At 67.4% G+C, this 12,379-nt stretch carries 15 protein-coding genes and 1 pseudogene; 3 read left to right on the plus strand and 13 right to left on the minus strand.

Annotated features, from left to right (window positions below; translation table 11 throughout):
* Nucleotides 1-5: 5 nt before the first annotated feature.
* The 8 genes and pseudogenes from hflX to rlmE all read right to left on the minus strand — a co-directional run.
* Nucleotides 6-1,127: pseudogene (hflX, locus tag ACXJKH_RS07030) on the minus strand (ribosome rescue GTPase HflX); the annotation flags it as partial.
* Between the two features lie 26 nt (nucleotides 1,128-1,153).
* Nucleotides 1,154-1,438, minus strand: a complete 285-nt coding sequence (gene hfq / locus ACXJKH_RS07035; RefSeq protein WP_137190031.1) for an RNA chaperone Hfq — start codon at nucleotides 1,436-1,438, stop codon at nucleotides 1,154-1,156.
* A 107-nt stretch (nucleotides 1,439-1,545) separates the two neighbouring features.
* Entirely contained in the window at nucleotides 1,546-2,499 is a 954-nt protein-coding gene (gene miaA, locus ACXJKH_RS07040; RefSeq protein WP_457318899.1) for a tRNA (adenosine(37)-N6)-dimethylallyltransferase MiaA, read from the minus strand.
* Nucleotides 2,499-3,398: a dihydropteroate synthase gene (gene folP / locus ACXJKH_RS07045; protein ID WP_457318900.1), complete on the minus strand. Its 900-nt coding sequence runs from the start codon at nucleotides 3,396-3,398 to the stop codon at nucleotides 2,499-2,501. Before folP ends, miaA begins: the two co-directional genes overlap by 1 nt.
* Before the next feature lie 32 nt (nucleotides 3,399-3,430).
* Nucleotides 3,431-3,958, minus strand: coding sequence for a hypothetical protein (locus ACXJKH_RS07050; RefSeq protein ID WP_457318901.1), 528 nt, complete (start codon nucleotides 3,956-3,958; stop codon nucleotides 3,431-3,433).
* An 87-nt stretch (nucleotides 3,959-4,045) separates the two neighbouring features.
* Nucleotides 4,046-4,231, minus strand: coding sequence for a hypothetical protein (locus tag ACXJKH_RS07055; RefSeq protein WP_256774120.1), 186 nt, complete (start codon nucleotides 4,229-4,231; stop codon nucleotides 4,046-4,048).
* Between the two features lie 97 nt (nucleotides 4,232-4,328).
* Nucleotides 4,329-6,275: an ATP-dependent zinc metalloprotease FtsH gene (gene ftsH / locus ACXJKH_RS07060; RefSeq protein WP_457318902.1), complete on the minus strand. Its 1,947-nt coding sequence runs from the start codon at nucleotides 6,273-6,275 to the stop codon at nucleotides 4,329-4,331.
* Between the two features lie 53 nt (nucleotides 6,276-6,328).
* Nucleotides 6,329-6,961 carry a 23S rRNA (uridine(2552)-2'-O)-methyltransferase RlmE gene (gene rlmE / locus ACXJKH_RS07065; RefSeq protein WP_457318903.1) on the minus strand — a complete coding sequence of 211 codons (633 nt, stop codon included), beginning with the start codon at nucleotides 6,959-6,961 and terminating at the stop codon, nucleotides 6,329-6,331.
* A gap of 65 nt (nucleotides 6,962-7,026) precedes the next feature.
* On the opposite strand from rlmE, the gene yhbY reads away from it, so the two are divergent.
* Together yhbY and ACXJKH_RS07075 are read left to right on the plus strand one after the other, a co-directional pair.
* On the plus strand, nucleotides 7,027-7,332 hold the full coding sequence (gene yhbY, locus ACXJKH_RS07070) for a ribosome assembly RNA-binding protein YhbY (RefSeq protein WP_256774123.1): 306 nt from the start codon (nucleotides 7,027-7,029) through the stop codon (nucleotides 7,330-7,332).
* A gap of 15 nt (nucleotides 7,333-7,347) precedes the next feature.
* Nucleotides 7,348-7,722, plus strand: a complete 375-nt coding sequence (locus tag ACXJKH_RS07075; protein WP_256774124.1) for an Mth938-like domain-containing protein — start codon at nucleotides 7,348-7,350, stop codon at nucleotides 7,720-7,722.
* 223 nt (nucleotides 7,723-7,945) lie between these two features.
* Here the strand turns inward: ACXJKH_RS07075 and ACXJKH_RS07080 are convergent, their stop codons facing one another.
* From ACXJKH_RS07080 to surE, 4 genes are read right to left on the minus strand one after another with little or no spacing between them, the layout of a single operon-like run.
* Nucleotides 7,946-8,725, minus strand: a complete 780-nt coding sequence (locus ACXJKH_RS07080) for a peptidoglycan DD-metalloendopeptidase family protein (RefSeq protein WP_256774125.1) — start codon at nucleotides 8,723-8,725, stop codon at nucleotides 7,946-7,948.
* Nucleotides 8,722-9,336, minus strand: a complete 615-nt coding sequence (locus ACXJKH_RS07085) for a YqaA family protein (protein ID WP_457318904.1) — start codon at nucleotides 9,334-9,336, stop codon at nucleotides 8,722-8,724. Before ACXJKH_RS07085 ends, ACXJKH_RS07080 begins: the two co-directional genes overlap by 4 nt.
* Before the next feature lie 19 nt (nucleotides 9,337-9,355).
* Complete coding sequence (locus ACXJKH_RS07090; RefSeq protein WP_457318905.1) at nucleotides 9,356-10,033, minus strand: protein-L-isoaspartate(D-aspartate) O-methyltransferase; 678 nt, start codon at nucleotides 10,031-10,033, stop codon at nucleotides 9,356-9,358.
* Entirely contained in the window at nucleotides 10,030-10,809 is a 780-nt protein-coding gene (surE, locus tag ACXJKH_RS07095; protein WP_457318906.1) for a 5'/3'-nucleotidase SurE, read from the minus strand. Before surE ends, ACXJKH_RS07090 begins: the two co-directional genes overlap by 4 nt.
* Nucleotides 10,810-10,997: 188 nt before the next feature.
* On the opposite strand from surE, the gene ACXJKH_RS07100 reads away from it, so the two are divergent.
* A complete protein-coding gene (locus ACXJKH_RS07100; protein ID WP_457318907.1) occupies nucleotides 10,998-11,537 on the plus strand; it encodes a Smr/MutS family protein in 540 nt (179 codons plus the stop codon).
* Nucleotides 11,538-11,717: 180 nt separating this feature from the next.
* On the opposite strand, the gene ACXJKH_RS07105 is transcribed toward ACXJKH_RS07100, so the two are convergent.
* On the minus strand, nucleotides 11,718-12,379 hold a 662-nt coding region (locus ACXJKH_RS07105), incomplete at its 5' end, for a tRNA pseudouridine(13) synthase TruD (protein ID WP_457318908.1).

Raw genomic sequence — 12,379 nt, forward strand, 5'->3', positions numbered from 1 at the left:
CATCACCGGCGCGCTGCGTCGATGTGCTGCAGGCCCAGGCGCTTGCCCAACACCGACTGCAGCAGCGGCAGGCCAAGCCCGTCGCGCGCGGAGATCCATACCCGTTCGCGACGGGCGGTATCGGGGATGCCGTCCTGTGCGTCGTGACGCACTTCGGCTCCCTCGATGCGGTCGATCTTGTTGAACACCAGCAGCTGCGGAAGATCGCCCGCACCCACGTCGGCCAGCACTTCGTCGACCTGGGCGATGCGGTCCTCGCGGTGCGGATCGGCGGCGTCGACGATATGCAGCAGGAAATCGGCCTCGCGCGCTTCGCTCAAGGTCGAGCGGAACGCGGCCACCAACTCGTGCGGCAGATCGCGCACGAACCCGACGGTGTCGGCCAGCACCACGTTGCCACCCGGGACCGCGATGCGGCGCACGGTCGGGTCGAGCGTGGCGAACAGCTTGTCCGCGGCGTAGGCCTCGGCACCGGTCAGGGCATTGAACAGGGTCGACTTGCCGGCATTGGTGTAACCCACCAGGGCAACGCGCGGCAGTTCGCTGCGCACGCGGGCGCGGCGCATCTGGGTGCGCTGCACCTCGACCTTTTCCAGCCGTTTCTGCAGCTGTTCGACCCGCTTCTGCAGCAGGCGACGGTCGGTTTCCAGCTGGGTTTCACCTGGGCCGCGCAGGCCGATGGAGCCGCCGCGCTGGCGCTCCAGATGGGTCCAACCGCGGATCAGCCGGGTGGACATGTGGCGCAGCTGCGCCAGCTCCACCTGCAGCTTGCCCTCATGGCTGCGTGCGCGCTGGGCGAAGATGTCCAGGATCAACCCGCTCCGGTCGATCACGCGCCGCTCCAGGAAGCGCTCGAGATTGCGCTCCTGCCCCGGTGTCAGCGCATGGTTGACCAGGATCAGGTCGGCACCGGTGGCATCGGCCGCGGCTTTCACCTCATCCAGCTTGCCGGTGCCGATCAGGATCGACGGGTTCGGTCGGTCGATGCGCGCGGTCAGCGTCGCCGCGATGCTCGCACCGGCCGAGCGGGCCAGGTCCGTGAACTCTTCAAGCACGTCTTCTTCGAGCCGGCCGAAGTGCGGCTGGATCAGGAGTGCGTGTTCGCCTCGCTTKGAACGGTCAAACACGCAGTTCTCCAGAAATACTCAACGCATTACTCAACGTCGTCTTCACCTTGGACGCCTTCGGCGCCACCTTCATTGGACTGTACATAGCCGCCACCCGGGCCAACCCGTACGTTGCGCGCCGGCACCACGGTGGAAATGGCGTGCTTGTACACCATCTGGCTCACCGTATTGCGCAGCAGCACCACGAACTGGTCGAACGATTCGATCGTCCCCTGCAGTTTGATGCCGTTGACCAGGTACACCGAAACCGGCACGCGTTCGCGCCGAAGTGCATTCAGAAACGGGTCCTGCAGCGATTGCCCCTTGGACATTGCTAACTCCTGATTATTGTTTTTATGGTCTTCCGGCAGTTTCCGCGGCCCCCGCCGCCCACCGGAATCCTTGATGGTACACGGGCTGGAGTGGGGAAGGCGTGGAGTCAGCGTGCGACGAAGGTCGACACCGCTTCTGCCAGCGAAGCCTGATCAAGATGGGGATCGAACCAGCGCACATCAAGCTCGCCGCGCAGCCAGGTGAGCTGGCGCTTGGCCAGCTGGCGGGTAGCCTGGATGCCGCGTTCACGGAACTGGCTGGCCGTGCCCTGCCCGTCCAGGAACTCCCAGGCCTGGCGGTAGCCCACCGCCCGCACCGCCGGCAGGTCCAGGGGCGCAGCCACCCGGGCCATCTGCGGCAGCGCGCGCAGTGCGCGGACCTCGTCCAGGAAGCCCTGCCCGAGCATGGCGTCGAAACGGGTCTCGATGCGCTGGTGCAGCACGCTGCGCTCGCGCGGGGCCAGCACCAGCTTGAGCGTGCGGACCGGCAGGCGGTCCACGCCGGGCAGTTTCTGCCACGCACTGATCGGGGTCCCGCTGAGCCGGTAGACCTCCAGCGCCCGCTGGATGCGTTGTGGATCGGTGGCATGGATGCGCGCGGCGGCGGCCGGGTCGATGCTGGCCAGCTCGGTGTGCAGGGCGGCCCAGCCCTTGGCTGCGGCCTCCCCGGCGATGCGCGCGCGGGTATCCGGATCGGCCGGCGGCATCRGCGAAAGGCCCTGCAGCAGCGCGCGGAAGTACAGCCCGGTGCCGCCGGCCAGGATCGGCATGCGGCCACGAGCGAGGATGTCGGCGACGGCGCGGGCCGCATCGGCGGCAAATTCGGCCGCCGAATAGGTCTGCCACGGGTCGCGCACGTCCAGCAGATGGTGGGGCGCCTGCGCGCGCTCGGCGGCGTCGGGCTTGGCCGAGCCGATGTCCAGGCCGCGGTAGACCAGCGCCGAATCGACGCTGACGATCTCCCCGCCGAGCTGCCGCGCCAGCCCGATCGCGGTGGCGGTCTTGCCCGACGCGGTCGGGCCCATCACCGCGATCGCCAGCGGGCGCTGGTCGGTGCCCATCAGTCCTCGTCCGGCCAGCGCGGCATGGCCGGCGCAGCGTCCACGCGCGGTGCCGGCACGGCATCGACCGCGGCCCACACCTTGAGTGCATCAACGGTGGTAGCCACGTCGTGCACGCGCAGGAGCGTCGCCCCGCGCTGGGCGGCGATCAGGTGCGCGGCCACCGAGCCGGCTACCCGGTCGCGCGGCTGTTCGCGCCCGGTCAGCTCGCCGATGCTGCGCTTGCGCGACAGGCCGGCCAGCAGCGGCACGCCCAGGTCCAGGAAACGCGCCGAGCGGGCGAGCAGGATCATGTTGTGTTCGGTCGTCTTGCCGAAGCCGAAGCCCAGGTCGATCACCAGGTTCTTTTTCGCGATGCCGGCCATCTCGGCGGCAAACAGGCGCTCGGCGAGGAAACGGTGCACCTCGGCGACCACGTCATCGTAGTGCGGGGTGTCCTGCATGCTGCCCGGCTCGCCCTGCATGTGCATCAGCACCACCGGCACGCCGAGGTCGGCGGCGGCGGCCAGTGCACCAGGCTGGCGCAGTGCGTGGATGTCGTTGAGCATGCCGGCGCCAGCGGCCACCGCCGCGCGCATCACCTCCGGCTTGAAGGTATCGATACTGATCGGGACGTGGGTTTCCCGCGCCAGCCGCTCGATCACCGGGATCACCCGGCGCAGCTCCTCCTCCAGCGACACCGGCGCACTGCCCGGGCGGGTCGATTCACCGCCGATATCCAGCAGGTCGGCACCCTCGGCGACCAGTTGCAGCCCATGGGCGACGGCAGCCTCCAGGGTGTCATGCACGCCGCCGTCGGAGAACGAGTCCGGGGTGACGTTGACGATACCCATCACGCGCGGGCGATCCAGCCGCAGCGCACGGCCACCGCAATCGAGCTGGGGAGAAATGTCGAACATGGGCAGGTCCACGAAGTACGCCAGCGCGTAGTTTACGCTGGCGTACCGCAGCGGCCGTCAGAGATCGCCGAGGCGGGCGCCATCGACGGGATTGGCCAGCCATTCGGCGAGGTCGCTACCGATCGCGTTGACGGTGCGTTCGAGCACGTCACAAGACCCCTTGAAGCCGGCGAACGCGCCGCCCGCGAGGTTCGCCGCGCCGTGACCGATGCGAGCTTCTGGCCATCCTGAAACAGCACGCCCCGCGCCGTGGCGGATTTGAAATGACCGGCAAAGGCATTGCCCGCGCTCTGCGCTTCGACCAGTTCCAGTTGCAGCACGCGACCGCTGTCACGCGTCATCGGCGCCGTGTCGAAGAGGATCCGGTTGCCATGCACCGGCGCCTTCGCGCCCAGTGCACTGGCCAGCTGCGCGCAGATCCGGCATTCCGCCTTGATGTTGTCGGCAATGTAGGCCGACTCCGCGAAGGGCACCGGATCCTGCACGTGGATATCGGCCGCAAGCGCGGGCGTGGCACAGCTCAACAGCGTCGCGGCAGCGACGCACAACGAATGACGCATGGTTTCCCCCTGGAAAAGTGGCGCGTGGTCGCAGCATGCGACCTGCACCGCTGCATGCTGCCGCCCGCGCGCCACCAGCGCAACCGGTCAGCGCTGGCGGCGCTTGCGATCGACGTACAGGGTCTTGGCGATGCTCAACAGGATGCCCAGCGCGATACCGATACCAGCGCCGAGCAGGAAGTTGTCGCGGAATAGACCGATACCGACGCCGACAACCGTGGCGATCACCATCTCGACGGTGTGCGACACCGGTGGTGGGGGCGTGGTGGACATGGCGACTCCGGAACAGAAAGCAGGAACAAGGGGCGCATTATGGCGCGGAAACGACGAAGGCCGGGTTTCCCCGGCCTTCGTGTTCACCCTGCCGTGCTTACAGCTGCTCGGCAGGACCGGCGATCGGCGTCACCGGAYGGGCGTCGCCGCCCTTGTCGTTGTTGTTGTTGCTGCCACCGTCCTTGTTGGACTTGTCCCAGCCCATCGGCGGCGGCGGATCGCGACCTTCCATGACCGCATCGATCTGCGGCACGTCGATGGTTTCGTACTGCAGCAGCAGCTGCGACATGGTGTGCAGCTTGTCCAGGTTGGCGGTCAGCAGCTCGGTGGTCCGGGCATAGGCCTTGTCCAGAATGCTGCGCACCACTTCATCGATGCGGCGCGCGGTGTCGTCCGAAACGCTCTTGTGCTGGGTGACCGACCGGCCGAGGAACACTTCATCGTCCTCTTCGCCATAGGCGATCGGACCCAGTTCGTCGGACAGGCCCCACTTGGTGACCATGTTGCGGGCCATCTTGGTGGCGCGCTCGATGTCGTTGGAGGCACCGGTGGTGACCTTGTCGGTGCCGAAGATCAGCTCTTCGGCAACGCGCCCGCCGTACAGCGAGCACAGCTGCGATTCGATCGCCACGCGGTTCATCGAGTACTTGTCGCCTTCCGGCAGGTACATGGTCACACCCAGCGCGCGACCGCGCGGGATGATGGTGACCTTGTAGACCGGATCGTGCTCGGGGACCAGGCGGCCGACGATGGCGTGACCGGCTTCGTGGTAGGCGGTGAGCGTCTTTTCTTCTTCGCTCATCGCCATCGAACGACGCTCGGCACCCATCAGGATCTTGTCACGGGCACGGTCGAAGTGGTCCATGCGGACTTCCTTCTCGCCGCCACGCGCGGCAAACAGCGCCGCCTCGTTGCACAGGTTGGCCAGATCCGCACCGGAGAAGCCCGGGGTACCGCGCGCGATGACCATGGGCTCGACATCGTCGGCCAGCGGCAGCTTGCGCATGTGCACCTTGAGGATCTGCTCGCGACCGCGCACGTCGGCCAGGCCGACCACCACCTGGCGGTCGAAGCGGCCCGGACGCAGCAGCGCCGGATCCAGCACGTCCGGACGGTTGGTGGCAGCGATGACGATCACGCCCTCGCCCCCCTCGAAACCRTCCATTTCGACCAGCAACTGGTTCAGGGTCTGCTCGCGYTCGTCATKRCCGCCGCCCAGGCCMGCRCCRCGMTGGCGGCCGACKGCGTCGATTTCATCGATRAAGATGATGCAMGGCGCCTGCTTCTTGGCCTGCTCGAACATGTCGCGGACGCGGCTGGCGCCGACGCCGACGAACATTTCCACGAAATCCGAACCGGAGATCGAGAAGAACGGCACCTTGGCTTCACCGGCGATGGCCCGGGCCAGCAGGGTCTTGCCGGTACCGGGCGGGCCGACCATCAGCACGCCGCGCGGAATCTTGCCGCCCAGCTTGGTGAACTTGGTCGGGTCGCGCAGGAAGTCGACCAGCTCGCTGACTTCTTCCTTGGCCTCGTCGCAGCCGGCGACGTCGGCGAAGGTGACCTTGATCTGGTCCTCGCCCTGCAGCTTGGCGCGCGACTTGCCGAAGGACATGGCGCCCTTGGAGCCGCCACCGCCGCCCTGYATCTGCCGCATGATGAACAGCCAGAAGCCGATGATCAGGATCACCGGGAGGAAGTTCATCAGGATCGCACCCAGCGAAATGCCGCTGGACGGCTCTTCCTGGACGATTTCCACGTTCTTGCCACGCAACACGTTGATCAGGTCGCGATCGTAGGGCGCGGTGATGGTGGCCGACTGGCCGCCACGGGTGGTGTAGGAGAGCTGGCTGGTGCCGCCGCGGACATCCCCGGCGAAGGTCACCTTCTGGACGTTGCCGCTGTCCACCTGGTCCAGGAACTGCGAATACGTCGCGCCCTGGGCGCCCGCGCCGCTGCTCTTTGGCGAGAAGCTCTGGAACACCACCATCAGCACCACGGCGACGACCACCCATAGCAGGAGGTTCTTGGTCAAGTCGTTCATCCTCATTGGCTCCGGTGTTCCTCTAATTCCTGACGCGATTCGTATGGTTGAGCTTACTTGATCTGCGCACGTTTGCCCTGCCCGAGGGCGTATACCTCGGACGAACGCTTGCGGGAGGCTTCCGGCTTGCGGATCGCGACCTTGTCGTACCTGCGGCGCATCTCGCGCACGTAGTCGTCAAAGCCCACGCCCTGGAACAGCTTGATCAGGAACGCGCCACCGGGCTTGAGATGGTTGTCGGCAAAATCCATCGCCAACTCCGCCAGGTGCATCATCCGCGGTTGGTCGACCGCATCCATACCACTTTTATTGGGGGCCATATCCGAGAGCACAAGGTCTACCGCCTGGTCCCCGAGCATGGCTTCAAACTGCGATAGGACGGTTTGCTCCCTGAAGTCTCCGTGAAGGAACTCCACGCCGGCCAGCGGCGGCATCTCCAGGATGTCCAGTGCCAGCACCCGGCCGGTGTCGCCGATCTGGCGCCGCACCTGCTGGGACCAGCCGCCGGGAGCGGCGCCGAGGTCGACCACCACCATGTGCGGCTTCAGCARCCGGTCCCGCTCGAGCAGCTCCTCCAGCTTGTAGGCCGCGCGCGAGCGCATGCCCTCGGCCTGCGCCTTCTTCACGAAGGGGTCGGAAAAGTGTTCTTTCAACCAGCGTTGACTGCTCTTGCTACGGGAAGCCATTGGTAATAGGGCCGGAACGGGTGGTCATGATACCCTGATCGCCCCAGTTAACCGCTTGTTCCTGAATGTCTATTGCCCTGACCTCTGCCCAGACCCGCTTCCTCCGCGGCCATGCCCATGATCTGAAAGCCCTGCTGCAGATCGGCGGCAAGGGGGTCACGCCGGCCTTCCTGGCCGAACTGGAGGAAGTTCTGGAACGCCATGAACTCATCAAGGTGAAAGTGGCCGCCGAAGACCGTGACGCCCGCGACGCGATGATCGCCGAACTCACCACCGCCTCCGGCAGTGCCCTGGTGCAGCGCATCGGCCATGTGGCCGTGCTGTACCGCCCGAGCAAGGAACACCGCCAGATCGTGCTGCCGCGCGGCTGATCCCGGACCCTGAAGATGCAACTGAGCCACGAACTGCCCGATTACGCCTACGCCCTGCGTGCCGCCGATGGGCGCACCGCGAAAGTGAATGACCGCACCCTGGCCAGCAGCTTCGTGCTGACCCCGGACACGCTGATCGAAGCGTGGCCGGTGGCCGATATCGCCGCCCTGACCCCGGAACACCTGCAGCCGGTGCTGGCGCTGAACCCGGCACTGGTCGTGCTGGGCACCGGCGATACCCAGGTGTTCCCGCCCGCGGCGGTCATGGCCGCGTGCCTGACCCGTGGGATCGGCCTGGAAGTGATGAACAACCCGGCCGCCGCGCGGACCTTCAACATCCTGGCCGGCGAAGGCCGCAAAGTGGCTGCGGCGTTCATCCTGAAGGGGTGAATGCGGTCGTTTTTGTTCAGGAAAGGCCGCCAGGGGCGGCCTTTTTTGTGCATGTAGAGCCACCCAATGGGTGGCTGCACACCCCAACCGGCGCGCGAACCCGGCCCGGTAGAGCCACCCCATGGGTGGCTGCACACCGAACCGGCGCACGGAGCCCGCACCGAGATGGCGACGCATGGCGTCGCCCTACCCAGGAACAGCGCGCCCGTCCGGGACGCGCCAGTTATTTCGGCGGCAGGTACAGCAGCGGGTCGACCGGCTTGCCGTTGTAGCGGATCTCGAAGTGGAGCATGTCGCGGGTGGTGCCGGTGCGGCCCATCTCGGCGATCTGTTCCCCGGCCTTGACGCTCTGGCCTTCGTTGACCAGCCGCTTGCGGTTGTGGCCGTACGCAGACAGCCACTGATCGCTGTGCTTGATGATGATCAGCTCGCCAAACCCGACCAGGCCCGCGCCGGAATACACCACCACGCCCGGCGCGGTCGCCCGTACCGGTTGTCCGCTCGTACCTGCGATGTCCACGCCCTGCTTGGTCACATCGGCACCGACGAACTTGCCCACGAGCGCGCCATCGGCCGGCCAGCGCCAGCTGATGTTGCTCTTKATCGCCGTGGTCGGCGACGGGGTCGGGGCCGGCGCGGGCGCGGTTGTGCCCGGACGTGGCGCGGTTACCACCGTGGTCGGCGCACGGCCCGGTGCACCACCGCCCGGATACAGCTTCAGCGTCTGCCCCGGATAGATCGTGTACGGCTCGGCCAGCCCGTTCCAGGCGGCCAGGTCACGCGGGGTGATGTTGTGGATGCGTGCCAGCGCGTACAGCGTATCGCCACGGCGCACCACGGCGGTCTGCCCCGGCTTGGCCACCGATGCCTGCGGCGTCGGATGCGCACCACGACCCGGCGACGACGGCTTGACCACCGTGGCCGTCCCGCATGCGCCCAACGTGGACACCGCCAGCACCAGCGCGGTAACACGCAGCCCCCTGCTCAAACGATCAGCACTCATGCGAACTTCGCCCTCCAGACTAGCCAGGCGACCAGCGCCACGACCAGCACGGTCGCGATCCAGCCCAGCGGTTCAATCCAACGCCGCAGCGCAGCTTCCGCGCGCGGACCACCAATACGGATGACCGCGGCCAGCACGAACACGCGCTTGCCACGACCGATCAACATGCTCAGGAAATACTGCGGCAACGGCACGCCGACGATACCCGATGCCCAGGTGAAGACCTTCATCGGGATCGGCATGAAGYCGCCCAGCACCAGGAAGGTGAACACCGCCCAGGGCGATTCGGCCATCTTGGCCTGGACCACCGCGATGCCGCTCTCGATGCTCGACAGCATGCCCAGCGCGGCGAACACCGGCTTGAGCGCCTCGAAGGCGAAATGCCCCAGCGCGTAGCCGACCAGCGCTCCGGCCATCGAACCGCCCAGGCTCAGCGTGGCAAACCACCAGCCGCGCTTGGGCTGGGCCACGCACATCGGCGCCAGCATCACCTCGGGCATCACCGGGAAGATGATCGCCTCGATGAAGCTCAACACCGTCAAATAGGTCGGCGCGCGCTCATGCGCGGCCCATTTCATCGCCCGCTCATACAGCGGACCAAAGATCTTCATGACGCAACGCTCCTGTGAATCAATCCAGCATGCCAGACAGCAGCGGCACGAACGTGACCGGTGCCAGTACCTGCTGTTCGATGCTGCCGTCATCGCGACGGGTCAACTGCACCAGCGACTGCGCGCCCGGGCCACCGACCGGCGCCACCAGCCGCCCACCGATGGCCAGCTGCTCGACCAGCGCGTCGACCAGCGCCGGTGCGGCGGCAGTGACCACGATCGCATCGAACGGGCCGTGCTCGGCCCAGCCGACGCGGCCATCGTCATGCTTGGTGCGGATGTTCATGCCGAGTGCGCGGAAACGCTTGCGCGCCTGGCGCAGCAGGTCACCGATGCGCTCGACCGTATAGACCTCCAGCCCCAGCGCGCCGAGGATCGCGGCCTGGTAGCCCGAACCGGTGCCCACTTCCAGCACCTTCTTCGGCGAGCAATGCAGCACCGCCTCGGTCATCCGCGCCACCACCCACGGCTGGGAGATGGTCTGCCCGTGGCCGATCRGCAGCGCGGTGTCCTCGTACGCGCGCGAGGCCAGCGCCTCGTCGATGAACAGGTGGCGCGGCACCACGCGGATCGCGTTGAGCGTGTTCTCGTCGACGATGCCCGCTTCGCGCAGGCGCTCGACCAGGCGGTCGCGCACGCGCTGGGAGGTCATGCCGATGCCGACCGCTTCGGGTTGCAGGCGCAGGCGCTGGCTCATGCCGGGCGATCCAGCGCGGCCGTCAGCCCGCCGACCCAGYTGGCCACCTTCTCCAGCGCCTGGTAGCGGGTGAGGTCGACCTGGATCGGGGTGATCGAAATGAAGCCGTTGCGCACCGCGTGGAAATCGGTGCCCGGGCCGGAATCCTGCTCGCGTCCGGCCGGACCGATCCAGTACACCTCGTTGCCGCGCGGATCGCGCTGGGCGATGCAGCCCTCGGCGCGGTGGCGGTTGCCCAGCCGGGTCACCTCGAATCCGCGGATCTCGCGCCACGGCAGGTCCGGCACGTTGACGTTGAGGATGGTGTCGGCGGGCAGTGGATCGGCCTTGAGCCGGGTCACGATCTCGACCGCGGCACGCGCGGCGGTCTCGAAATTGCGCGGCTCGTGGTTGTGCGTCACCAGCGACATCGCCACGGCCGGCAGGCCCAGGAAACGCCCCTCCATCGCCGCGGACACGGTGCCGGAGTAGATGACGTCATCGCCCAGGTTGGCCGCGTTGTTGATGCCGGAGACCACGATGTCCGGCTCGTACTCGAGCACGCCGGTCAGCGCCAGGTGCACGCAGTCGGTGGGCGTACCGGCCACCGAGCAGGTGTAATGATCGATGCGTTTGACGCGGATCGGCAGGTCCAGGGTGAGCGAGTTGCTGGCACCGGAGCGGTCACGGTCCGGCGCGAACACCGTCACCTCATGACCGGCGTCACGCAGTACCGAGGCGAGCATCCTGATACCCGGCGCGTCGACACCGTCGTCGTTGCTGACCAAGATCCGCATCTGCGATTTAACCGCTTGATTTTTCAAGACTTCGATTCCATCACTTTCCAGCGTTGGCGGGGCCGGCCCTCCCCGGTCTGGGGAACACCGACCGCGCAAGTGCGTCAGCTATTGTGCCGCAAGCGGGCAGATCGTCCTACCCCGGATGACGGTAGGCAGCGGCCATCCCCTGGCATTACGCTGTACGCATGTCACATTCTGAAGACGACGACCCCGCCGCCCTGTTCCGCTCGGCAATCGGCGAGGTCAAACCCCTGCGCAAGCCTGCGGCCGCGCCGCCGGCCGTGCCGCGGCCGAAGCCGCGCGCGCGCATGGCCGAACGTGACGAGGACGAAGCGCGCGGCGAATTCGCGCGCCTGCTGCGCGACAGCAGCCCGCTGGAAGCGGGCGACACCGCCAGTTACCGGCGCGACAACCTGCCGGCGCGGATGTTCCAGCGGCTCAAGCGTGGCCAGTACTCGGTGCAGGACGAGCTGGACCTGCACGGGGCCACGGTGGTACAGGCGGAAAACCTGCTGCGCCAGTTCCTGCTGGAAGCGCACGCGCACGAATACGGCTGCGTGCGCATCATCCACGGCAAGGGCCTGCAGTCCGATGGCGGCGCACCGGTGTTGAAGAACCTGGTCGACCGCCTGCTGCGCCAGCGCAACGACGTGTTGGCCTTCCATTCGGCGCCGGCTGGGCAAGGCGGTACCGGCGCGGTGGTGGTGTTGCTGGCGAACCGGTAAGGCCGCCCGCTGGGTGCCTGCACATGACGCCTGATCGCGGTAGATCCACCCCATGGGTGGCTGCACGCGGCGCCGGATCGCCGTAGAGCCGCCCCATGGGTGGCTTGTGCGCGGTGCCGGATCGGAGCGCAGCCACGCATGGCGTGGCTCTACCGCCCCCCCTGATGGGGGATGCCGCAATCAATCCGCCGTCAGGAGCGTCTGGCTTGCGTCTTCCACCGGCCCCAGCTCGTGCAGCACGGCGGTGGCGTAGCAGCCCGGCGGTAGCGCGAAACTGAGCTCGAGCACATCCGGCTGCAACCAGGTGTGCTGCAGCATCGCCGGGCGCAGGCGCAGCGCGCGACGCTCCTGCTTCAGGCGCGCACTTTCCAGGCCAGCACGCAGCGCCAACGATTGTTCGTCCGATATCGCGCCCAGCTCCAGATCGGCGGCCGCGCCGGTACTGCGCAGCGCTCCCTCGCCCCACAACGGGCCACTGGGATGGATGTCGAAGCGGCCCAGGCGGTCGGCCAGCAGATCCGTCCACGGTTCCGGACCGAACACGCTGCGGCTGCCGTCCAGCATCCACACCTCACCGTCCAGCGGCGTGTCCCAGTTGCCCTGCGCGACGCGCTCGGCCAACACCTGGTTGAACAGGGCCGAGCGTGCCGCCGACAACAGCAGCGAACGCTGGTCCGGGCGCACGCGTCGGCCGCCAAACATCGCCAGCGCCGCCGGCACATTGCCGCCGTCGCGGCCGAAACGCTGTTCGCCGAACCAGTTCGGCAGTCCGCGCGCGGCGATCAGCGACAGCCGCTCGTCGATCGCCTTCGCATCGCCCTGCACGTCCCGCAACACCAGCT

It is taken from the genome of Stenotrophomonas sp. P5_B8 (genome assembly GCF_054049855.1).

Coding starts and splice junctions, on each gene's coding strand:
- hfq (WP_137190031.1), bottom strand. CDS start 1,438: ATGTCCAAGGGGCAATCGCTGCAGGACCCGTTTCTGAATGCACTTCGG.
- folP (WP_457318900.1), bottom strand. CDS start 3,398: ATGTTCGACATTTCTCCCCAGCTCGATTGCGGTGGCCGTGCGCTGCGG.
- ACXJKH_RS07050 (WP_457318901.1), bottom strand. CDS start 3,958: ATGCGTCATTCGTTGTGCGTCGCTGCCGCGACGCTGTTGAGCTGTGCC.
- ACXJKH_RS07055 (WP_256774120.1), bottom strand. CDS start 4,231: ATGTCCACCACGCCCCCACCACCGGTGTCGCACACCGTCGAGATGGTG.
- yhbY (WP_256774123.1), top strand. CDS start 7,027: ATGTCTATTGCCCTGACCTCTGCCCAGACCCGCTTCCTCCGCGGCCAT.
- ACXJKH_RS07075 (WP_256774124.1), top strand. CDS start 7,348: ATGCAACTGAGCCACGAACTGCCCGATTACGCCTACGCCCTGCGTGCC.
- ACXJKH_RS07100 (WP_457318907.1), top strand. CDS start 10,998: ATGTCACATTCTGAAGACGACGACCCCGCCGCCCTGTTCCGCTCGGCA.